The organism is Enterobacter sp. BIDMC92 (genome assembly GCF_001030225.1).
Lineage (GTDB): Bacteria > Pseudomonadota > Gammaproteobacteria > Enterobacterales > Enterobacteriaceae > Enterobacter > Enterobacter sichuanensis.
Genome location: NZ_KQ087598.1, coordinates 2814009 through 2836961, shown reverse-complemented (window position 1 = coordinate 2836961; position 22953 = coordinate 2814009). Strand labels below are relative to the sequence as shown.

Here is a 22953-nt window from a genome sequence, read left to right as displayed (position 1 = left end):
GCTATGAAACTTTGGCTATCGGGTTTGGCACTTCTGGTGGTGACCTCCACCGCTCAGGCTGAGAATTTCCGCATCGTGCAGTCTCCTGCGCAGAAGCTGGATATCTGGATCGACAACATCAAAGACAACACCCCGCAAAGCTGGTGTAAGCCAGAGGTGGCGTTGCGTATCGTGGCGAACGGCAAGAAAGACGTCTCTGTGCTGGAAAACTTTGTCCCGCGTCTTGGCTCGCTGCTGGAGCACCAGTGCAGCAAACTCAATAAACTCAGCTGGACGCTCAACGATCCGGCGGGCACGACGCTGGCACAGGGCACGGCAGGCAAAGCGCAGGATTGGGCGCTGGTGGTGAAACAGGCGCAGGCTGCGACTGCCGCGACCGAAACCGCTGCCAGCGGCGCATTACTCCCGCCAGACCAGAATGTGGCTACCCAGACTGCGCCCGCCGACCGCACGCCGTGGCAGGAGTTTACCCTACAGGACGGCTGCCATCTGCGCACCTTCTGGGAAGGTGGTGCATCCGCACCGGCGCTCTTCATTCCGGATTCTGAGACCACCCGCTGCGGTAACGGCAGCTGGCTGAGCGGACACACTGTTATCTCCCAGTCCCGCAACGGCGGGCAGAAAGAGATGGCCGTGACCTACATTCACGGCTTCCCGGTGACCGGGTTGAACCAAAACGCCGACCCGGAAAACGCCCTGATCACCTCCGTCAACAAAGAGCGCATGGTCTTCAGCACGTCTGACAGCGACCAGAGCTGGATGATCCTGCCTTACGATGACGCCCTGAACAGCTGGAAGAGCAACGGCACGGTGGCGGTAGAAATTTCGCGCGAAGTCGCCAGCGACGATGCAAAACTGCAGGCGCGTATCGCCGCGGTGAAAAAAACGTGGAGCGCCTGGGTTGCGCCCGGCACCCCGCTGAATATTGTGCTGATTGACACCCTGCGTCCTCAGCTGCGGGATCCGGCAGTTGGCGCATGGCGCGCGGCGAATTAAGGAATGGCTATGAATACGCTCTATCAACACCTGGCGGGTGAGTCGCTCAACGAGGCGCTGGCGCGTCTGGAGGCCGAAATCAAAGCCCGTCCGGCAGACGCCGATCTCCGCGCCGCGTTCGTGCAGTTTTTAACCCTCAGCGGCAACTGGTCACGGGCCCTGACCCAGCTGAAGAGCTGGCTGGCGCTGAAGCCTCAGGCGAAGCCCACCGTCACGCTGCTGGAGCAGGCCATTCAGGGCGAACTGCAGCGCGCGCAGGTGATGGCGGGTGCGCTGCGTCCTGCCATGCCTGAAACCCAGTGGCCGTGGCTCGCGACGCTTGCCGCAGCGCTTAACGAAAGCGACGAACGCGCCCACGCGCTGCGTCTGGAAGCCCTTGAACAGGCACAGGCGAACGCCGGTCAGTTGACCTTCGAAAACGAAGAGACGCAGGCGTTCGAATGGCTGATGGACGGTGATGCCCGTCTGGGCCCCGTCTGCGAAACCCTGGTGAACGGCCGCTATTTCTGGCTGCCGTTTAACGCTATCGCGGAGATCCGTTTCCAGGCGCCGGCCAGCGTAACTGACCTGGTCTGGCGTCATGCGCTGGTGCGTTTGACCGACGGTACGGAACAGGTGTGTCAGATCCCGGCGCGCTATCCGTTTGCGGCCGATGCCTCCGATGCGGTCAAGCTGGGGCGCACCACCGACTGGCGCCCGCTCGACGATGACGGCACCCTGTACGAAGGAATGGGGCAGAAGGCCTGGCTGAGCGAGCAAAGCGAAAGCCCGCTGCTGTCGTTAAGCCTCGTGACGTTTGCAACGGATGGAGCCGATGAGTAATCCCGCTGGCGAAGGCGATCTGCTGCGCAGCGGCTGGCAAGCCCGCAGCAAGCAGGAGAAGGTGGGGGCGCGCGACAAAATGCAGCCCTCGCTGCTCGATCGTCTCACCGATAACGACCCGGAGAAAAAACGCGAGCCGGCTAACAGCAACCTGATTACCCACGCCGCGCTGCGTCGCAACGTGTTGCGGGATCTGCAGTGGCTGTTTAACACCATCAACCATGACGCCTCCGGCGATTTGAGCGCCTTGCCGCACGTGAGCCGCTCGGTGGTGAACTTCGGCGTTGCACCGCTGGCCGGGAAGCGCATGTCGGATATCGAATGGCATGACATTCAGCGCAAACTCACCGAGGCCATCATCAATTTTGAACCGCGTATTTTGCCGCAGGGGCTGCAGGTCCGCTGCGTGTCGGATACCTCCTCGCTGGATCTGCACAACGTGCTCTCCATCGAGATAAAAGGGCGTTTGTGGTGTGTGCCGTACCCGCTGGAGTTCCTGTTTCGCACCGATGTCGATCTGGAAAACGGCCACTTTGAACTGAAAGATGCGGGGTAATCATGGAAAGTAAACTGCTCGACTATTACAACCGTGAGCTGGCTTACCTGCGCGAAATGGGGGCCGAGTTTGCCGAACGCTACCCGAAAGTCGCCGGAAGGCTGGGCATGCGCGGCATCGAAGTGGCGGATCCGTATACTGAACGCCTGATGGAAGGGTTCGCGTTTCTGACCTCCCGCGTGCAGATGAAAATGGATGCGGAGTTTCCGCGTTTCTCCCAGCGTCTGCTGGAGATGATTGCGCCGAACTACCTTGCGCCGACCCCCTCGATAGCGATTGCACAAATTGAACCTGACAGCAGCCGTGGCGATCTGAGCAACGGCTTCATTGTGCCGCGCGGCACCATGATGGACAGCCTGGCGCTGAAGAAAACCGGCGTGACCTGCAGCTACACCACGGCGCACGAGGTCAATCTGCTGCCGTTGAAAATCGACAAGGTTGAGCTGGGCGGCGTGCCGGCGGATCTGCCGCTGGCGCAGCTGGGTCTGAGCCAGCGCGGTATCAACAGCGCGTTACGCATCCGTATTGCCTGCGACGGCCCGCAAAACCTTGGGCACCTGGATTTCGACCGGCTGGAGCTTTTTCTCAGCGGCCCGGACATTGAAGCGCTGAAGCTGCTGGAGCTGGTGATGGAGCATCATGCCGGGATCGTCTGCCAGACGGTCAGCCCGCATCCGCAGCGGCAACTGCTCCCGTCGGATGCGCTGCGCCAGGAGGGCTTTGAGCCGGATCAGGCGCTGCTCCCGGACGATCTGCGCAACTTTGACGGTTACCGTCTGCTGCAGGAGTATTTCGCCTTCCCGGCCCGTTTCCGCTTTATCAGCCTCAGCGGACTGAACTCGCTTGTGCAGCGTTGTGACAGCGAAAAAGCGTTCGATATCTTCATTCTGCTGGATAAGTCGGATGAACAGCTGGAGCGCGTGGTCGACACCAGCCATCTAACCCTGCACTGCACGCCGGTGATCAACCTGTTCCCGAAGGTCGCGGCCCGGCAGAAGCTGAATGAAGGCCAGCATGAATATCATCTGGTGGTCGATAACATTCGCCCGCTGGACTATGAAATTTACGCGGTGAATAAAATCTACGGCAGCGCCGACGGGCAGCGCGACGACCAGACGTTTCGTCCTTTCTGGAGCACCTGGAGCGGGGACGCGGGCAACTACGGAGCCTATTTTTCACTGCGCCGGGAACAGCGCGTGCTCTCTGAACATGCCCTGCGTTACGGCACCCGTACCGGCTATATCGGTTCTGAGGTGTTTGTGTCGCTGGTGGATGAACAGCACGCGCCGTGGCAGGAGAACCTGCGCTACATCTCTGCCGAGGTGCTCTGCACCAGCCGTGACCTGCCGCTGATGCTGCAGCAGGAGCTCGGGCAGTTCATTATGGCTGACTCCATGCCGGTGAAATCCCTGACCCTGCGTAAAGGCCCGACGCCGCCGCGTCCGGCGCTGGCTGAAGGGTTCAGCACCTGGCGCCTCATCAGCCAGCTGCAGATGAACTACCTCAGCCTGATGGACAGCGATAACGAAGACGGCGCAGCCGCGCTGCGTCAGCTGTTAGGGCTGTATGCCAACCTGGCTGAGACGCCAGTTGCGCGTCAGGTGGAAGGGGTTCGACACTGCGTGCTGGAGCCGGTTCACCGCCGCGTACCGGAGCCTGGCCCGGTCGTTTTCGCCCGCGGGATTGGCATTACCCTGACGGTAGATGAGCGGGCGTTCTCCGGTGCCAGCCCCTGGCTTTTCGGCAGCGTGCTGGAGCGTCTCTTTGCCCGGCTGGTGTCCATTAACAGCTTCACGGAATTTACCCTCAAGAGCCAGCAGCGCGGCGAGATCGGCTACTGGGCACCGCGGATGGGTAAAAGGGCGCTGCTATGAGTGACGTTGCTGCCGCACCGCTGCGCGTACACCGCCTCACGCCGCTGCCGGACAGTTTCTGGCGCGGCGTTCGCGAAACGCCGTGGCGCTACGATCTGTTCCAGTTGTTAAGACGTATTGATGCCCAGGGCGGCGAGCGCTATCCGCTGGGGCGCGCGCCGCTGCCGAAATTTGAGCCATTACGCATCGGCCAGCAGCCGTCGATGAGCTTTGCGCCTTCCACGGTGGCGCAGGTGCGTCAGCGCGAAGGGAGCGGGCTGCATGAGGTGTCTATCCTCAGCTTCGGCCTGTTTGGCCCGAACGGCCCGCTGCCGGTCCACATGACGGAGTACGCCCGCGAGCGTATTCATCATCATCAGGACAGCAGCCTGAGTGCCTTTGCCGATCTGTTCCATCATCGCCTGACGCTGCTGTTTTATCGCGCCTGGGCGGATGCACAGCCCGCCGTCTCCCTTGATCGCGCCGACAACAGGCGCTTTGAGAGGTATCTGGCGTCGCTGATTGGGATGGGACAGCCGGGTCAGATGAACAAAGGCAGCCTCAGCGCGCATGCCCGCTTTACCCACGCCGGGCACCTGACCCGTCACGGGCGGGATCCGGAGGGGCTGGAAAAGATCCTGCGTCATTACTTTAAGGCACCGGTCAAACTGGTGAGCAACGTCCCGCAGTGGATGCCGCTCTCCGCGCGCGAGCAGGCGCAGCTGGGAGCCGGTCGGCGCATGCCGCGCCTGGGGGAATCCGCTTTTCTGGGCATTGCGGTACGCGACGTGCAGCATAAGTTTCGCATCGAGATTGGCCCGCTGAGCGCGGAGGAGTACAACCGCTTCCTGCCGGGCGAAGCCTGGGTCACCGAACTGCGCGACTGGGTGCGCCAGTATGCCGGGGTGGAATTTGAATGGGAAACACGGGTGATCCTGCGCGAAGACGCGGTGCAGGGCACCTCGCTCGGCGGTACCGGGCGATTAGGCTATAACACCTGGCTGGGTCATCAACCTCAGCCTGTCCCGCGTGGCGATCTGGTGTATCGCGCAGAGCGGTAATCCTTCCGTATACCGAATCATTGTTAATGGAAACTAACATGTCAGAAATTAGCCGTGCCGTGCTTTTCGGCAAACTGGATACGCTGTTATTTACCTCTCTGGAAAGCGCCACCGCCTTCTGCAAGCTGCGCGGCAACCCGTATGTGGAGCTGGTGCACTGGCTGCATCAGCTGATGCAGCAGCAGGATGGCGATCTGCAGCAGGTTATCCGCCACTTTGCCCTCGACGAACAGCAGCTGACGCGCGATATCGTTGCCGCGCTGGACGCTCTGCCGCGCGGAGCGAGCTCTGTTTCCGATCTCTCCGAACATATCGACAGCGCCGTGGAGCGCGCCTGGGTCTACGGGTCGCTGAAGTTTGGCGTCAGCCGTATTCGCGGCGGCCATTTGCTGATTGGCCTGCTGAAAACCTGGAATCTGGCCAACGTGCTGAAAAGCATCTCGGCGCAGTTTACCCGTCTTAACGTCGAGGTGCTGATTGAGCAGTTCGACGCCATTTGCGCCAACAGCAAAGAGACGCAGCAGGCCGCTGCCGCGGTTGACGCACCGGCGGGGGCGGTTCCGGCCGCTCAGGGGACGCTGGCCCAGTACGGCCAGGATCTGACCGCTCGCGCCCGTGAAGGGAAGATTGACCCGGTTGTCGGGCGTGATGAAGAGATCCGCCAGATGGTCGATATTCTGATGCGTCGCCGCCAGAACAACCCGCTGCTGACCGGGGAGGCCGGGGTCGGTAAAACGGCGGTGGTGGAAGGGCTGGCGCTGCGTATCGCTGACGGCGACGTACCGGAGCCGCTGCAAAATATACAGCTGTGGCTGCTGGATATCGGCATGCTTCAGGCCGGCGCGGGCATGAAGGGCGAATTTGAGGCCCGTCTGCAGGCGTTAATCAATGAAGTGCAATCCAGCGCTACGCCGATCATTCTGTTTATCGATGAGATCCACACTCTGATTGGCGCAGGCGGCCAGCAGGGCACCGGCGACGCCGCCAACCTGCTGAAGCCCGCCCTGGCGCGCGGTCAGTTGCGCACCATCGGGGCGACCACCTGGGCGGAATACAAAAAATACATCGAGAAAGATCCGGCGCTGACCCGTCGTTTCCAGACGGTGCAGGTTCATGAGCCGGACGAAGCGAAAGCCGTTCTGATGCTGCGCAGTACCGTATCGCCGCTGGAGACGCACCACCAGGTTCTGCTGCTCGACGAAGCGGTGAGCGCCGCGGTGAAACTCTCCCATCGCTATATTCCTGCGCGTCAGCTGCCGGATAAAGCCGTTGCGCTGCTCGATACCGCCTGTGCCCGCGTCGCGGTCAGCCAGAGCGCGCCGCCGGCGCAGCTTGAAGACTGCCTGCGCCATCTTGCCGCGCTGGACGTAGAAATCGGGATTGCCGAACGCGAAGCGCGGGTGGGGGCTGGTGACGCCGGGCGCGTAACGGCCTTACGCGCAGAGCGTGACGCGTATGAGACAAAACGCGACGCTCTGGCCCAGCGCTGGGAGGAAGAACGCAGCCTGGTGCAGGAAATTATCCGCCTGCGTGCTGCGCTGTTTGCGGCCGGTGATGAAGAGAGCGCCGGGCTGCACGACCAACTGGCGGAGCAGCAGCAGGCGCTGAAAACCTTACAGGGTGACGAACCGCTGTTGTTCGCCGCGGTGGATGAAAACGTGGTTGCGGCAGTGGTTTCTGACTGGACCGGTATCCCGCTGGGCCGGATGGTGAAAAATGAGATCGATGCGGTGCTGAACCTTGCCGACACGCTGAACCAGCGGGTCATCGGCCAGCGTCACGGGCTGGATCTGATTGCCCGCCGGGTGAAAACCTCCCGTGCGAAGCTGGACGACCCGAACAAACCGGTGGGCGTCTTTATGCTGTGCGGCCCGTCCGGCGTCGGCAAAACGGAAACCGCGCTGGCGCTCGCGGAGTCGCTGTACGGCGGCGAGCAGAACGTCATTACCATCAATATGAGTGAATTCCAGGAAGCACACACCGTCTCTACCTTAAAAGGTGCACCGCCGGGATACGTAGGGTATGGTGAGGGCGGTGTGTTAACCGAGGCCGTGCGTCGCCGCCCGTATAGCGTGGTGCTGCTGGACGAAATTGAAAAAGCGCACCCGGACGTGCATGAGATCTTCTTCCAGGTCTTCGACAAAGGCTGGATGGAAGACGGCGAAGGGCGCCATATTGATTTCCGCAACACCATTATTATTCTGACGTCTAACGTGGGCACCGAACTGATCAGCGCCATGTGTGCCGACCCGGAGCTGATGCCGGAGCCGGAGGCGTTAAGCGGCGCGCTGCGCCAGCCGTTGCTGGAGGTGTTCCCACCGGCGCTGTTGGGCCGTCTGCTGGTGGTGCCGTATTACCCGCTCAGCGACGAGATGCTGGGGCAGATTGTTCGCCTGCAGCTCAGGCGCATCCAGCGTCGTCTGGAAGAGAATCACAACATCATTTCTGAGTTTGACGACAGCGTGGTGGAACAGATTGTTCAGCGCTGTACCGAGGTGGAGTCCGGCGGCCGCATGGTGGATGCGATCCTGACCAATACCTTGCTGCCTCAGATGAGCCAGATTTTACTTACCGCCAGCCGCAGCGACGAGCAGTTCCGACGTCTGCATGTGACCTGTGAGCAGGGCGAGTTTCACTGTCAGTTTGCCGCGTAATAATCATCAAGAGAACTGTAAAAGATGACGGATAATGATAACAATCGGACTGTCCCAAACGCGCTCCCGGTCGGGTACCGCTTCAATGAGTTTGAAATCAAAGAGGTGATCGGCGGCGGCGGTTTCGGCATCGTTTATCGCGCGTGGGATCACCAGCTCGAACGCACTATCGCTATCAAAGAATTTATGCCTTCCTCGCTCGCCGTGCGCGGCGACGACATGACCCTGGTGCTGCGCAGCGAGCGCTTTGGCAAAGCCTTTTCCGCCGGGCTGAACAGCTTTATTCAGGAGGCGCGTCTGCTGGCGCGCTTTAACCACCCGAACCTGCTGCACGTTCTGCGCTTTTGGGTGCAAAACGACACGGCCTACATGGGCACGCTGTTTTACAGCGGCACCACGCTGTCGCGCCTGCGTGAAGAAAAGCCGGAGCTGATTAACGAAGCCTGGATCCGCCGTACGCTGCCGATGCTGTTTGGCGCCATCAAGACCATCCACGACGAAGGTTACCTGCATCGCGACATCTCTCTGGATAATATCCAGATCCAGGATAACGGCCTGCCGGTGCTGCTCGATTTCGGCTCCGCGCGTCGCACCATCGGTAACCTCTCCGATGAAACCGAAACCATGCTGCGCCCGGGCTTTGCGCCAATTGAGCAGTACACCGACGACAACGAAAGCGAGCAGGGCCCGTGGACCGACATTTACGCCCTCGGCGCCGTGCTGCGTACCCTGATCGTGGGATCGCCACCGCCGGTCAGCGTGGTGCGCTCCATTCAGGACACCTGTAAGCCGCTGGTGGAAATCATGCCGCAGGGCTACTCCATTCCGCTGCTGCAGGCCATTGACCGCGCGCTGGCGCTGCACATGGAGGACCGTCCTCAGTCTATTGACGAATTCGCCGCGCTGATTGAGATGCCGGTTGCCGGTATTAACGACGTGCTGACGGCGAAAAAGCCCGGCACGATGCTGGTCCCGGTGGAAGAGGAAAAACCGGCGTCGGCACTCGACTGGCGTCGTTACAAGATCCCAGGCATGGTTGCCGCGGGCGTGCTGGTGGGCGTTGTCGCCGGAGCCATGCTGTTTAGCGGCGGCGGTCAGGATGCGCCCGAGCAGGCTGCGCAGGCACCGGCAGAAACGCGTCCGGCTGAAACCGCCGCAAACGCGCCAGAGGTGAAGCCAGAAACGGCGACGGTGAGCGAGCAGGCCACTGCGCCAGCAGCGGCGCAGCAGACGCCACCGCCTGTCGCGAGCCCGGTTGCGTTGGTCTATATCCGTATTCTCGACGGCGAAACGCTGAAGGTGAACGGCGAGCCTAAAGCGCTGCGTCCGGCAAATAACGGCTATGCGTCGCTCAAACTGCCGGCCGGTGAGACGAAGATTGAACTGCAGGGCAACGGAAGAACGCGTAGCCAGACGCTGGATATCGTGAAGCCGGGCACCTGGCTGGTGAATCCGTAAGTCAGGCCGGTACAGGACGGAGCGAATGTATAACATTAAGTTTGTCTATCTATTCAGCGAGAACGTTGCGCCAGCGCTTTTTGCGAAAATTATCCGCCCGTCTGTCGCCGGGCAGTGGATTATGTCGGTGCCAGACCATTCGCTGCGCTCGCTGTTCACGCGCTACGATTTGCTGCGAACCATCACCGGTGCGAATCCCTATCAGTCCGGGCGCGATACGCGCAAGCTGATTGCGCAGGATCTTGATATGGGCAGAATCGTTGCAATTGACGAAAGTTTTCGCAACTGGTCGTCGGTAACGGAAATCTTTTACATCAACGCAAAGGGGCGGCTTCAGGCCGCCTCGCTCACCGGGCTGGGCTGGTACCCGGTAAGCAATATCGTCGATCGTTACGAAACGATGGTGCGCACCTATGGTTCCCGCCCTGCGCCAACGGAGCTGCCGACGCAGGTGGTGAAATCCAAAGCGGCGCAGGTGCCTGACCAGCCGACGCCGGGCAAAGACGGTAAAACCTATGCCTCTCAGTTGCAGAATATGACCAAAGCCGAACGCTGGCAGGCCCGTAAGGACCTGATTGCGAAGGGCAGCAACAGTCTCTATCCGGATGCGCAGATCGCGGCTAAGCGGTTAGCGGCGAATAACATTGCGGTGGAGAAAGCGAAGCTTGCGGAAAATGTTTATAAAACCGTAAACCCGCTGGAAACCACGCCGGGGGTACCGGAGGGGTGGAAGGATATCAGTAATGATGCCGCCGCGCTGAAGAAGCTTGGGCTAAACCGCAAAGCCCTTTTTGACAATACAGCCTCGCCTGATTTTCTTGCCCGCGTATATCAACCCGATCCTGAGGTGTTTGGTCGTGATATGAACCCAACGTTGGTTTTCAGAGGATCACGGCAACCCGAATTTTTCCCCATGAAGAACATGGCTGACTGGAAAAATAACGGTGCGCAAGGGCTTGGCATGGCGTCAGATTATTACAAAAGAGCGGTGGGGCTAGGCGAACAACTCTCTAAATCCGGACAACAAGTGGACATCGCGGGTCACTCGCTGGGGGGCGGATTAGCCTCTGCGACCTCGATGGCCAGCGGTATGCCGGGATGGACCTTCAACGCGGCCGGACTGCATCCTGGGACCGTAGAGAAATACGGCGGAAGTTTGCTGGGCAGTACGGAAAATATTCAGGCTTACCGGGTTGAAGGTGAACTGCTGACAAAAATTCAGGAAGTTAACCTTTGGGAAGATTTCAAAACGGTTAAAGGACACGTGCCGGCATTGATAGCCAAAGAAGAGCTTTCTGCCGTCATGCCTGACGCTGCCGGAATTGCACACGACCTTCCGGGGGGAACGGGAGGTGCTCTCGATCGCCATGGCATCGATCAGGCGATTAACTGTATTGAGCAACAGAAAGATGAAGACATCGCCATTATCGGGAGTCGCGCGTGAAATCATTGATTACTGGCTGGATAGCGCTTTGTTTAATGTTTATGGTTCAAGGGTGCAAGCAAAATATGGATTTAAAACCAGACAATTACTTCAGCGGACAGCAGCTCACCTTAGCGCGTGCCATTGAGGTCGGTGAGGTGAATGAAGTTGTTAAGCTCGCTTCGCAAACCGACCTTAATACGCCCGGTAAAGAGGACATGACGCTGCTGTTTTGGGCGGTGATGAATTCAATTAACGATAAGAAAACACCGGATCAATTAAAGATTATTACCGCGCTGGTCAAATCGGGGGCAGATCCACTGCAGCCACGACCTCGGGGGGAGAGCAGTCCTGCAGAATTTGTCCTGAAAGCGGACAGCGGCGTCTGGATAAAGGCGATGCTGGAGGGCGGATTACCGCCGGATGCGAAGGACAAAACGTTTGGGGAACCGATTATCTTCGAAACCCTCGAAGCAAAAAACACCGATACGCTCCAGGCGATGCTTGATGGCGGAGCGGACATCAATATTACCAATTCACTGGGTAATACGTTGCTGATCGCCGCGCTGGATTTTCACTCTTACGACCATGTCCTGCTTTTGCTGGAGCGTGGCGCAAACGCTGAGATCAAGGCGGATAATGGCTGGACAATGGCCAACCAGCTCCAGCGTTATCTGAACCGGGCGAAAGAGGGCAGTGACGAATATCAAAAACTGACTGAAATTAAGGACGCGCTTATTCAGCATGGTGGTAAATGGCCTCCCGCGCCGGTGAGTCAGTGATGTCGTTAAACCGTGAGCTTCCTTAAGCAATGATGACTGTTAAAAAGCAGGTTTTCATTTTCTGGGGAACGATGGATGCGCTGGCTGTTGCGATCTACTGTGCGCAGTCTGTACGCCATGACAGAGTCCCCTTTGTATCCGATATCTTCTCCTTCATTGCGACAGGAAACGGGCCTTCTGGTGGTGGGTATAGCGTTCTGCTGCTGTTCTTTATTCTCGATTTCCTGTTGCTGTTGTCGCTTTTTGCCTCAGCATGGTGCTTTCTGACAGGGAAGCCTTTTGCGAGCAGACTGGCGCTCTGCCAGGAAGTTTTCCGCCTGATCTCTTTCCGGTGTTCGGTGACCCTTTTTCCGCTGTTGTTGAACCTCATGGGGGCCCAGAACGTCTGGCTGAATAGTGTTTTGTTTATATTCTCAGAGTTTCTAAAGATCTACTCCCTGTGGATATATCAATATGAACAAGACAATGAAGCTTTGAAAAGGCAAAAGCGGTATCGAAATTAAGCAGACGGTGACTTGTGCATATCCCAAAACGTCTTGTCAGAAATCTCGTCTTTGTTGATACATTTATTTAGCATAAAACATTACGGAATATCGATTATGCTCAACCGAATTACCGTCCAGCTCCCGGTCGAGGGGCTGCTCTTCTGGAAACTTTCCGGCCGCGAGGCGATGTCCGAGTCGTTCGCCCTGACGCTGACCCTGCTTGGCACGGATGCGCGCATTGACCGCAGCAAACTGCTGGGTCAGCCGGTCACGGTGACCATCCCGACGCAGAACCTGCTCACCTCCCGCTATATCAACGGTAAAGTCACGCGCGTGGCGGTGAGCGCCGTTGAGCTGTCGGGGACCCGCTACGCGGTGTACCAGCTGACGGTGGAACCGGACCTGTGGCCGATGAAGCGCGACCGTAACCTGCGCATCTTCCAGGGGCAGACGGTGCCGCAGATTGTGAAAACCCTGCTGGGCGAGCATCAGGTCAACGTCGAGGACAAACTCACCGGCAGCTACCGGGTGTGGGACTACTGCGTGCAGTATCAGGAGTCGAGCCTGGACTTCATCAGCCGCCTGATGGAGCTGGAGGGGATTGCGTATCACTTCAGCCATGAGGCCGACAAACACACCCTCGTGCTGACCGACGCCGCCACCCAGCATCAGCCGTTCAGCGGCTACGAGGTGATTCCGTATCACCAGACGCCGTCCGGCGGCAGCACGGATGAAGAGGGTATCGGCCAGTGGGCGCTGGAGGACAGCGTCACGCCGGGGATTTACAGCCTCGACGATTACGATTTCCGCAAGCCGAACGCGTGGCTGTTCCAGGCCCAGCAGAACCCGGCGTCGCCGAAGCCGGGCAGCATTGACGTCTACGACTGGCCGGGACGCTTTGTGGAGACCGGGCATGCGGAGTTCTACGCCCGCATTCGTCAGGAGCGCTGGCAGGTGGAGCACCAGCAGATTCAGGCCACTGCCACGGCGGCAGGCATTGCGCCGGGCCACACCTTCACCCTGACTAACGCGCCGTTCTTCAGCGATAACGGCGACTATCTGGTGACGGCGGCGGGGTATCACTTCGAGGAGAACCGCTACGCCAGCGGCGAGGGTGAAACTATTCACCGGACTGATTTCACGGTTATCCCGGCGTCGGTCTCTTATCGCCCGGCGCAGAGTACGCCCTGGCCGCGCACCTACGGCCCGCAGACGGCAAAAGTGGTGGGTCCGCAGGGGGAGAGCATCTGGACGGACAAATACGGCCGTGTGAAGGTGAAGTTCCACTGGGACCGTCTGGCGAAGGGCGACGACACCAGCTCCTGCTGGGTGCGCGTGTCGAGCGCCTGGGCGGGCCAGGGCTACGGCGGGGTGCAAATTCCGCGTGTGGGCGATGAGGTGGTGGTGGACTTTATCAACGGTGATCCGGACCGTCCGATCATTACCGGGCGGGTGTACAACGACGCGAGCATGCCGCCGTGGGCGCTGCCGGCGGCGGCGACGCAGATGGGCTTTATGAGCCGGACGAAAGACGGCTCGGTCGACAACGCCAACGCCCTGCGGTTCGAGGACAAGGCGGGCGCGGAGCAGGTGTGGCTCCAGGCCGAGCGCAATTTGGATATTAACGTCAAAAATGATGAATCGCATGCCACGGAAAAAAATCGTACCCAGTTTGTAGGTGAAAATGAAATCTTACGGGTGGTGAAAAATCAGCAGGCGGGCGTTAAAGGGGACGTCATTTGCCTGACGGGTAACAGTCGCAGCGATAAAGTGGTTAACAACTTTATTATCTCAGCGGGCAATACGTTGAGGCTGGAGTGTGGTGAAAGCGCCATTGAATTATCGAAAGATGGCAGCGTTAATATCATTGGTAATAACTTTAACTTTACCGCAAAACAGAACGCGCAGATAAACACGCTTGGCGGTGAACTGCATCTGAATCCTGCCGGTGGAAGCAATGCCATCGATCCTCCTGGGGCATCCCATCAGAGTGAAATCCAGCAGGAAGTGGATAGTTTTTTTGTTATTAATGCCAACAAATAAAAGTAACTCGTATGGCGGAATATACTCTCCAGGAAGCTACGCTGGCGTTACCAGATGTCTAAAAGACAGAACCATGAATTTACTTTCCCTGAGCGAAAATGGTGCCAGTGAGTTTACTTTTGTTGTGTCTCGTGCCAGTAAAAAATAATGAAGGACTGCATGACGTGATATCGCGTCTGGTGCTAAGCCGAATACATCGTTTGAGGTTATCAGCAGGTCAGATGAACCTTGAATAATGAATATGGAATTAAAGGAAATACCATGATCGACCTTCATTTCGAAGACACAGTAATCAATCATTATGCTAATCGCTATCATACATACCTGCCAGTTAATGTCCGTAAGGCAATTAGAAGCAACAGTATTGATAATTTGAGTTCTTCACAAGCCTGGGATGCAACTTTACCTTTAATTACGACTGAAGATGTTTCACGTGATAATGCGCTTGGGGCGTTTGTGGGACTGGCTGTTGGGGACGCCGTCGGCACCACTCTTGAGTTTAAGAAAAGAGACAGTGAACATGTAGCGGATATGATTGGTGGCGGACCTTTTCAATTAAAACCTGGTGAATGGACAGATGATACGTCCATGGCATTATGTCTGGCCGAGACTTATCTTTCAGAAAACAGAATGCACACCGATGTGCTTAGAAAATATCTCCTGAAATGGTATCTTGACGGAGAGAATAGCAGTAATGGTCGGTGCTTCGATATCGGGAATACGACGCAATTCGCACTTGAACAGTATATGCGTGTCGGACCTTCCTGGTATGGTAATACAGAGAAACACACTGCTGGTAATGCTGGGGTTATTCGTCAGGCACCGGTGTCTATCTTTCGTCGAAAATCGCTGCGTGCGATTTACTTCGAATCCCAGGCTCAGAGTCGAGCAACGCATGGCGCGGTAGAGTCAATTAATGCATGCCAATTTCTCGGATTGGTATTGCACTATTTAATTAACGGTTATCAAAAAGAAGAAACTTTTTCGCCTCATGTTTTCCCACTGTGCGCGCGTGTAATGATCATTAATGCGGGCGAGTATAAGCAAAAAACTCGCGACCAGATTCGTTCAAGTGGTTACGTTATTGATACGCTTGAGGCCGCGATGTGGTCCGTATGGAATACGGATAATTTCCGTGATGCCATTCTACTGGCAGCTAACCTTGCCGATGATGCTGACAGCGTTGCCGCGACGGCGGGACAAATCGCGGGAGCATTATATGGTTACTCCGGTATTCCGCAGGAATGGAAAAACAGACTCGTACAGCACGAACGTATCGCCAAAATGGCAGGTGAACTGTTCGATAGAGCTCCTGAGGATAATTTCTTATAATTATATTAGCCATCTGGCACGGGTATTGTACCGTGCCTTTTTCTTAGTCTGTACCTAATGGTTTGTTAGTTAAAAGCATCCCTACGTGATAAAAATTGGAAAATACAGATTCTTCGACAAGAGAAGATGTGGTGACCATGGTTGTGGATAAAGAAAATTACACCGCGCTGGATTATATCAATGATGCTATTGATGCAATCAATCATCGATTGGAACAAAATCCTACATTTTCTTTATATATTATGGCAAAGAATCAGTTGGATTATATAAGATCCATTCTAACTGGTGCTGAAAAGGATAAAAGTAAATTACACACATTGAATCTTGGAGTGCTTGCGTCCAAAGAGTTTGATACTACCGATGCCGAGCTTGCTCAGCATTTGTCCAATGCTAATTATATAGCTTCTCAGATGGGGCAAGGATTGAAGGTTATTCTCCCCCATGAGCAAGACGTAGAGTACTTGAAAAGGCAAAAGAGATATCGCAAGTGATGAGCAACTTTTGATTAAAGTTTTAAATGTAATCATCCTGGTTAGAGTTACCACGGAAAAATGGGGACATAACTTGCTATCATGTGTAATATTTTAAGACAATTCGATTCACTGCAATGAATGAAATAACAATCTTTGGTTATGTTGAAAGAGCATTGGTTATAGCACAAAAGAGATATGCTGAGGTCAAAAATCTTAACCCTCATAACCCGCTTTTACAAATGTACGACTCTATTGTACAACAATTATTATTTTTACGGGATTTAATAGAAGGTAAGGAAAAGGATAAGGCAAAATTATGGAAAATGACGTTCGGTATGTATGCAGTGAAGGAGTTTGAAAATTCTGATGAGTTGTTTTTTGAAAGGTTGTCGGATGCTTGGTTTATTGTGGATCAAATCCGCCGAGGATTAAAGGTTAGGTTGCCGCATGAGGTTGACGCCAATTACATAACAAAGCAACAAAAGCTCAATAAGAAATATCCTGATGAGTTTTAGTGCTGGGTGTTAAATATTTTTATTATGGGTGAATGGTGATTGATTTACATGCTAATTTGAATGTATTGTTAAAATATGTAGATAGATATCGTAAGTACTTACCTATTAGCAGTCCTTCAGTCCAGCGGAGGATGCAGTATGAATATAATGATAAACCATTAGCATCATCTTTTGATTGCGATGCACAACAAAAATGGGATTTAACACCATTATGTAACATCTCGCTTGAGGAATCACGGGATCGCGCGATAGGTGCGCTTATTGGTCTTGCGGTCGGGGATGCTGTAGGCACCACACTCGAATTTCTACCACGTGACAGAGCACACGTTAAGGATATGACAGGGGGTGGGCCATTTCGACTGCGCGCAGGCGAATGGACGGATGATACTTCCATGGCATTATGCCTTGCGGAAACTCTTCTTGAGAAAGGTGATGCTGATACTATATTCTTTAGGAATAAACTTCTGGCATGGTATCAGCATGGTTATAACAGTTCAAATGGTGTCTGTTTTGATATAGGGAATACAACTCGATTTGCTTTAGAACAATATTTGGCTATTGGTCCTGGCTGGAGCGGTAATACTTCACCAGAAACTGCAGGTAATGCATCCATTATCAGGCAAGCACCTGTCTCTATTTTTTTTAGAAAGTCATTAAGCAAATCATTTTATGAATCCAAAAAACAAAGTATTGCTACACATGGTGCATCGGAAGCAATAAATAGCACACAGTATTTAAACTATTTACTTGTATATATGATTAATGGGAGCAACAAAGAATTTGTTTTCGCTCCACATATTATGCCGCTCCAGCCACGTGTAATGATTATTAATGCGGGCGAGTATAAGCAAAAAACTCGTGACCAGATTCGTTCAAGTGGTTACGTTATTGATACGCTTGAGGCCGCGATGTGGTCCGTATGGAATACGGATAATTTCCGTGATGCCATTCTACTGGCAGCTAACCTTGCCGATGATGCTGACAGCGTTGCCGCGACGGCGGGACAAATCGCGGGGGCATTATATGGTTATTCCGGTATTCCGCAGGAGTGGAAAAACAGACTCGTACAGCACGAACGTATCGCCAAAATGGCAGGTGAACTGTTCGATAGAGCTCCAGAGGATAATTTCTTATAATTATATTAGTCATCTGGTACGGGTATTGTACTGTGCCTTTTTCTTAGTCTGTACCTAATGGTTTGTTAGTTAAAAGCATCCCTGCGTGATAAAAATTGGAAAATACAGATTCTTCGACAAGAGAAGATAGTCAATCAACGGTTCGGGCCAATATTACGCCTGGTAGTAAAATCTCTCGCCGCGTTAAGCTGTATCTTGTTGTTTTGACAATGCCTGGAGATCAATATGTATAAATGTGGTACGTTATGATTCATTGGCTTTTCTTTATTCTCTTCATGATTTGGACGCTAGCGCTTATCTGGAATGGAAAAGACTTATTCAGTAAAAAACAGTGGTGCCTTACCGGGTTGATGTTCGTTCTGGTGCTAGTGGCTACGGTTGTTATTGGTTTTACGTTGAAATGGTTTGCTCAGTCAATGTCATTATTCTCCGTCGCAACGGCGAAACACTATTCGATTATCTTTTCCATGTCTTTCCTGTGCGTATGGGGACTAAAAGTTACCGTTGTGCTGCTCTGTACGATCTTTTCCGCGATTACTGGAGGGCACAAAAAATACAATGCTGAAAATTATGAAGCATTATCGTCTATAACACGCGTCGTTGCGCCTGGCTTACTTATCGTTGCTAAAAGCGTAGTTTCCCTGGGTAGCGTCCTTATGTTTTCAGGTTTATGGCTTAAATAATCACGATTTAAAAAATATCTCAATGAATACCGAGATTAGTCCATAGTGGAATAACGATTATGCTCAACCGAATTACCGTCCAGCTCCCGGTCGAGGGGCTGCTCTTCTGGAAACTCTCCGGCCGCGAGGCGATGTCCGAGTCGTTCGCCCTGACGCTGACCCTGCTCGGCACGGATGCGCGCATTGACCGCAGCAAACTGCTGGGCCAGCCGGTCACGGTGACCATCCCGACGCAGAACCTGCTCACCTCCCGCTATATCAACGGTAAAGTCACGCGCGTGGCGGTGAGCGCCGTTGAGCTGTCGGGGACCCGCTACGCGGTGTACCAGCTGACGGTGGAGCCGGACCTGTGGCCGATGAAGCGCGACCGTAATCTGCGCATCTTCCAGGGGCAGACGGTGCCGCAGATTGTGAAAACCCTGCTGGGTGAGCATCAGGTCAACGTCGAGGACAAGCTCACCGGCAGCTACCGGGTGTGGGACTACTGCGTGCAGTATCAGGAGTCGAGCCTGGACTTCATCAGCCGCCTGATGGAGCTGGAGGGGATTGCGTATCACTTCAGCCATGAGGCGGACAAACACACCCTCGTGCTCACCGACGCCGCCACCCAGCATCAGCCGTTCAGCGGCTACGAGGTGATTCCGTATCACCAGACGCCGTCCGGCGGCAGCACGGATGAAGAGGGTATCGGCCAGTGGGCGCTGGAGGACAGCGTCACGCCGGGGATTTACAGCCTCGACGATTACGATTTCCGCAAGCCGAACGCGTGGCTGTTCCAGGCCCAGCAGAACCCGGCGTCGCCGAAGCCGGGCAGCATTGACGTCTACGACTGGCCGGGACGCTTTGTGGAGACCGGGCATGCGGAGTTCTACGCCCGCATTCGCCAGGAGCGCTGGCAGGTGGAGCACCAGCAGATTCAGGCCACTGCCACGGCGGCAGGCATTGCGCCGGGCCACACCTTCACCCTGACTAACGCACCGTTCTTCAGCGATAACGGCGACTATCTGGTGACGGCGGCGGGGTATCACTTCGAGGAGAACCGTTACGCCAGCGGCGAGGGTGAAACTATTCACCGGACTGATTTCACGGTTATCCCGGCGTCGGTCTCTTATCGCCCGGCGCAGAGTACGCCCTGGCCGCGTACCTACGGCCCGCAGACGGCAAAAGTGGTGGGACCGCAGGGGGAGAGCATCTGGACGGACAAATACGGCCGCGTGAAGGTGAAGTTCCACTGGGACCGTCTGGCGAAGGGCGACGACACCAGCTCCTGCTGGGTGCGCGTGTCGAGCGCCTGGGCGGGCCAGGGCTACGGCGGGGTGCAGATCCCGCGGGTGGGCGATGAGGTGGTGGTGGACTTTATCAACGGTGATCCGGACCGTCCGATCATTACCGGGCGCGTGTACAACGACGCGAGCATGCCGCCGTGGGCGCTGCCGGCGGCGGCGACGCAGATGGGCTTTATGAGCCGGACGAAAGACGGCTCGGTCGACAACGCCAACGCCCTGCGGTTCGAGGACAAGGCGGGCGCGGAGCAGGTATGGATCCAGGCCGAGCGGAATATGGATACCAGCATCAAGAATGATGAAACGCACAGCGTCGGCGGCGAGCGTAGCCATTACGTGAAGAAAAATGAGCTGCATCGCGTGGAGGCGAATCAGATCCAGGCGGTGAAAGGCGGGACCGAGATCCTGACGGGGAAAGGCAAGCTGGACGCGGCGGTGGAGCAGTACGTTATCGCTTCCGGAACAAAGCTGAGGCTGGTCTCCGGTGAAAGCGCCATTGAGCTTAACGCGAACGGCAAAATTAGTCTGATCGGCAAAGAGTTTAATTTCTTTGTGGAAGGGGATGGCCATATTACGACGGGCGGTAAGCTACACCTGAATACCTCTGGCACAAAACCGGGTACCACGGCACCGGGCGCGGGACACAAAGGAGACATTGATGCGGCCGTTCAGGCGAAATTCACGACCAAAGGTGAGTAAAGCGGGAGCGGTGCTTGTCGCGTTATTAACGACGGGGATGGGTGGCGGAGACGCAAAAATAAACGATCTTTGGATCTTCGTTTCCAGGATGAGTGCTTCACTCAAAACGTTATCCGTTAGGAATCTGAGCGACGCGCCGCTGCCGTTTAAAATGATCAAAAACAATGAATATATTAACTTCTACAATACTGAGGATATCACTCTCGCTGACGGAACGAACATAACCGCGATTGACTTACGTTTAAGTAAAGATCGCGACGGCGCGGCACCATTTCTCAGTTTTTCGCCCTCCGGCCGGTGCATAACGCTTGATGCCGTTAAACAGCACTACCCGCATCTGGAATTAACTGACTATCCCCGAGGCCGCTCCGGGAATGAAGTGACCAGCTACACCGCGTCAAAAGACAAAAATGGAAAGAAAATAAGCTTTAGTTTCACCGTAAATAAACCTGATTGTCTGGACTCGGTTGTCATTAGTGCCGACTAAGACATCTCATTGTCATAAAAGGCCTTTTTCTCCTTCGGAGAACCGGGTAATAAAAACTCGATGAAAAATGATTAACGTGAAAATTCACATCCCAACATTTCTCGCTTTTACCGTGATATCTCTGTCTCTGAACAGCTATGAGGTGCTTGCACACGATATACCGCAGGTTTTAGTTAAACAGGATTTTACTGTGCAGCTGAAAGACCGGACGGTCTCATTGGGCGAAAGATGGACAGATGACGTTGCGCGTAAATTTGAGCTGCCGGTAGAGGGCCATTTTGTCGGTGAGGTTCCTTTTGACGAAACCCGCTATAAATTCTACCAGCATCAAAAGACGGGGTTCGGCATTTATGTTTCCAATCTCTGGTGGGATAAAGCCGAACGCAGTATTGATGACTATATCGTGTCGCAGATTACGCTGACCGCAGGGGAGGGGAAAACGCCGCGCGGTATTCATGTGGGTTCATCTGCCGGGGAACTCAGCAGGGCATATGGCCATGGTCAAATTGAAAATGATGCCGGGGAACAATGGTGTTTTTATCAATTGGGTAACAGGCTGCTCTCTTTCGAGATTAAAGACGACAAGGTTGTGACAATAACAATGAATTACGACAATGGCACACGGGAGTAATTTGTGACCAGGAGATATTTGGCATGCGCATTGTTCACAGCGCTATTACTGGGCTCAGTTGCAACATCAGCCGCGCCTGAGCTATCGCAATATAATGCGCTCGATACCGTAAGCCGTATCGTGAACGACAGCGAAGTGAAAGAGACGCTCAGGAAGACGCTGGGTAGCGATTACGAGACGTTTATTAGCAACTTCGATGTCTTTGGCGAACCCCATGCCACCTCAGACGGAGGGCTGTTTGTTGAAGGCTGGCTAAAAGATCTTTATCTGGAAAATGCGTCCGCTTTGGTCGTTGAACCTGACGGCAAAATCTATACGGCCTGGGTCGTTCCTGAGTCAGACATTGTTCATTATCAGTCATCCGATCGTAGTCAGGTGGTGAATCCCGATATTCAGCAGTGGGCGACCAGATTCAAAGCGATGCATTTTGCAACGAACAGCCCGGCAAGACGCGCATTTGACGGGGTATGGACAGGCGAATCGGGAACCGACTCGACGTTAACCCTGCGGTTAGTGGAATCAGGCGACCGTATTTCCGGGTCTTATTGCTATATCTCTCAGAGAGGAAACCGCATCGATTGTCCGGCAGAGGATGAACGCAACCTAAGCGGTACGATTGCAGGCAATCGGGCGAACGTTAAGTTCGACTCCACGTTTGGCGGCGTAGATGGACAAGCAGTTCTGGAAATTAACGCAAGCAAAATGGAATGGCGTTTAGTGACGCCTCCTCAGAAAGGGAATTATTATGCGCCACTGCGTTATACGTTAAATAAAGCGGATCCCGTTCGTAACGCTGAAACCAGAAAGCTCGATACCGATAAGTTCACTATTTCTCTGGTAAATAAATGTGGGCGTTTCGAGAGTGAATGTAGCCAGATGTATTATCTCGGTGTACGTAAAAGTGATAACAGTACGATCGCCTTAAAAGGAAAAACACTGCAGGATCCCACAGGTAAAATAATCGGCTCAAGCTATAAGAATAGTGAAGTTACCTATACCGTGACCTATGCACCACTGAAACTGGTTGTCAGCAAAGGCAGCCATATTTTAGTTGAGCAGCAAGGTCACTGGCTTAAATAATAAAATAGCCAGTCAAAAGTCCAACGTATCTCTCTCAATATCAATTATCCCGGATCCCCTATGAAATACACCCTCCAGGAAGGTTCATTTTCCCTTTTTCCTGCTGCCTGGCAGGATAACAGCATGAACATTATTCGCGATGACGAAAGCGGGCTGTCCGTGGTGGTCAGTCGCGGCGCTATCCCGGATGGCAGCGATTATGAGAAAGAGTTTCACCGCCAGTGGGATGTCCTGCGACCTCAAATGGGAGAGGTCGCCCAGAGCGAATTCCGGCACGTGAAAGCCGGGCCTGACGGCAAAATCACCGGTCTGGAAGTTGAAACCCACTTTGACCATAACGGGCAGCGCCTGTGGCAAAAACAGCTGGCCGTGCAGACGCCGGGCAAACCGGTATTGATGATTTTCACTCTCTCAGCACTCAGAGCATTTTCCGAAGAGGACGAGGGGCGCTGGAGCGCGCTTAAGCAGAGTCTGACGCTAAACGACAACCGGAATGTGTAA

General features: G+C 54.8%; 21 protein-coding genes. All 21 read left to right on the top strand.

What is annotated here, in order from left to right; translation table 11 throughout:
* The first annotated feature begins 3 nt into the window (after positions 1-3).
* The 21 genes from SP99_RS13310 (at position 4) to SP99_RS13210 (ending at position 22953) form a co-directional block, all read left to right on the top strand.
* Positions 4-996 carry a hypothetical protein gene (locus tag SP99_RS13310; RefSeq protein ID WP_045285512.1) on the top strand — a complete coding sequence of 331 codons (993 nt, stop codon included), beginning with the start codon at positions 4-6 and terminating at the stop codon, positions 994-996.
* A gap of 9 nt (positions 997-1005) precedes the next feature.
* Positions 1006-1818, top strand: coding sequence for a type VI secretion system accessory protein TagJ (locus SP99_RS13305; RefSeq protein WP_047958905.1), 813 nt, complete (start codon positions 1006-1008; stop codon positions 1816-1818).
* Positions 1811-2374, top strand: coding sequence for a type VI secretion system baseplate subunit TssE (gene tssE / locus SP99_RS13300; RefSeq protein WP_025760034.1), 564 nt, complete (start codon positions 1811-1813; stop codon positions 2372-2374). The genes SP99_RS13305 and tssE overlap by 8 nt, the downstream gene beginning before the upstream one ends.
* A 2-nt stretch (positions 2375-2376) precedes the next feature.
* A complete protein-coding gene (tssF, locus tag SP99_RS13295; RefSeq protein ID WP_047958904.1) occupies positions 2377-4248 on the top strand; it encodes a type VI secretion system baseplate subunit TssF in 1872 nt (623 codons plus the stop codon).
* On the top strand, positions 4245-5288 hold the full coding sequence (tssG, locus tag SP99_RS13290; protein WP_025760031.1) for a type VI secretion system baseplate subunit TssG: 1044 nt from the start codon (positions 4245-4247) through the stop codon (positions 5286-5288). Before tssF ends, tssG begins: the two co-directional genes overlap by 4 nt.
* A gap of 38 nt (positions 5289-5326) precedes the next feature.
* The gene (gene tssH / locus SP99_RS13285) at positions 5327-7942 is read left to right on the top strand and encodes a type VI secretion system ATPase TssH (RefSeq protein ID WP_047958903.1); all 2616 of its coding nucleotides are present in this window, start codon (positions 5327-5329) and stop codon (positions 7940-7942) included.
* A 24-nt stretch (positions 7943-7966) separates the two neighbouring features.
* On the top strand, positions 7967-9400 hold the full coding sequence (locus tag SP99_RS13280; protein WP_047958902.1) for a serine/threonine protein kinase: 1434 nt from the start codon (positions 7967-7969) through the stop codon (positions 9398-9400).
* 25 nt (positions 9401-9425) lie between these two features.
* Positions 9426-10844: a Tle-like phospholipase domain-containing protein gene (locus SP99_RS13275; protein ID WP_047958901.1), complete on the top strand. Its 1419-nt coding sequence runs from the start codon at positions 9426-9428 to the stop codon at positions 10842-10844.
* Between the two features lie 35 nt (positions 10845-10879).
* Positions 10880-11605: an ankyrin repeat domain-containing protein gene (locus SP99_RS13270; RefSeq protein ID WP_402515991.1), complete on the top strand. Its 726-nt coding sequence runs from the start codon at positions 10880-10882 to the stop codon at positions 11603-11605.
* 29 nt (positions 11606-11634) lie between these two features.
* Complete coding sequence (locus tag SP99_RS13265; protein WP_231584246.1) at positions 11635-12108, top strand: hypothetical protein; 474 nt, start codon at positions 11635-11637, stop codon at positions 12106-12108.
* Between the two features lie 96 nt (positions 12109-12204).
* The gene (locus SP99_RS13260; RefSeq protein ID WP_047958898.1) at positions 12205-14133 is read left to right on the top strand and encodes a type VI secretion system Vgr family protein; all 1929 of its coding nucleotides are present in this window, start codon (positions 12205-12207) and stop codon (positions 14131-14133) included.
* Positions 14134-14394: 261 nt separating this feature from the next.
* Positions 14395-15465: an ADP-ribosylarginine hydrolase Tri1 gene (gene tri1 / locus SP99_RS13255; RefSeq protein ID WP_047958897.1), complete on the top strand. Its 1071-nt coding sequence runs from the start codon at positions 14395-14397 to the stop codon at positions 15463-15465.
* Positions 15466-15608: 143 nt separating this feature from the next.
* Complete coding sequence (locus SP99_RS13250; protein WP_080337399.1) at positions 15609-15956, top strand: immunity protein Tsi6 family protein; 348 nt, start codon at positions 15609-15611, stop codon at positions 15954-15956.
* Positions 15957-16072: 116 nt separating this feature from the next.
* Positions 16073-16453, top strand: a complete 381-nt coding sequence (locus SP99_RS13245) for an immunity protein Tsi6 family protein (protein ID WP_047958895.1) — start codon at positions 16073-16075, stop codon at positions 16451-16453.
* Positions 16454-16488: 35 nt separating this feature from the next.
* Positions 16489-17589 carry an ADP-ribosylarginine hydrolase Tri1 gene (tri1, locus tag SP99_RS13240; RefSeq protein ID WP_047959825.1) on the top strand — a complete coding sequence of 367 codons (1101 nt, stop codon included), beginning with the start codon at positions 16489-16491 and terminating at the stop codon, positions 17587-17589.
* Positions 17590-17834: 245 nt separating this feature from the next.
* On the top strand, positions 17835-18272 hold the full coding sequence (locus SP99_RS13235; RefSeq protein WP_231584245.1) for a hypothetical protein: 438 nt from the start codon (positions 17835-17837) through the stop codon (positions 18270-18272).
* A gap of 59 nt (positions 18273-18331) precedes the next feature.
* Positions 18332-20254 carry a type VI secretion system Vgr family protein gene (locus tag SP99_RS13230; RefSeq protein WP_047958893.1) on the top strand — a complete coding sequence of 641 codons (1923 nt, stop codon included), beginning with the start codon at positions 18332-18334 and terminating at the stop codon, positions 20252-20254.
* Positions 20247-20741 (top strand): hypothetical protein, encoded by a 495-nt coding sequence (locus tag SP99_RS13225; RefSeq protein ID WP_231584244.1) that lies wholly within the window; start codon positions 20247-20249, stop codon positions 20739-20741. Before SP99_RS13230 ends, SP99_RS13225 begins: the two co-directional genes overlap by 8 nt.
* Before the next feature lie 67 nt (positions 20742-20808).
* A complete protein-coding gene (locus SP99_RS13220; protein WP_047958891.1) occupies positions 20809-21372 on the top strand; it encodes a hypothetical protein in 564 nt (187 codons plus the stop codon).
* Between the two features lie 18 nt (positions 21373-21390).
* Positions 21391-22452 (top strand): hypothetical protein, encoded by a 1062-nt coding sequence (locus SP99_RS13215; RefSeq protein ID WP_231584243.1) that lies wholly within the window; start codon positions 21391-21393, stop codon positions 22450-22452.
* A gap of 60 nt (positions 22453-22512) precedes the next feature.
* Positions 22513-22953, top strand: a complete 441-nt coding sequence (locus SP99_RS13210) for a DcrB-related protein (RefSeq protein ID WP_047958889.1) — start codon at positions 22513-22515, stop codon at positions 22951-22953.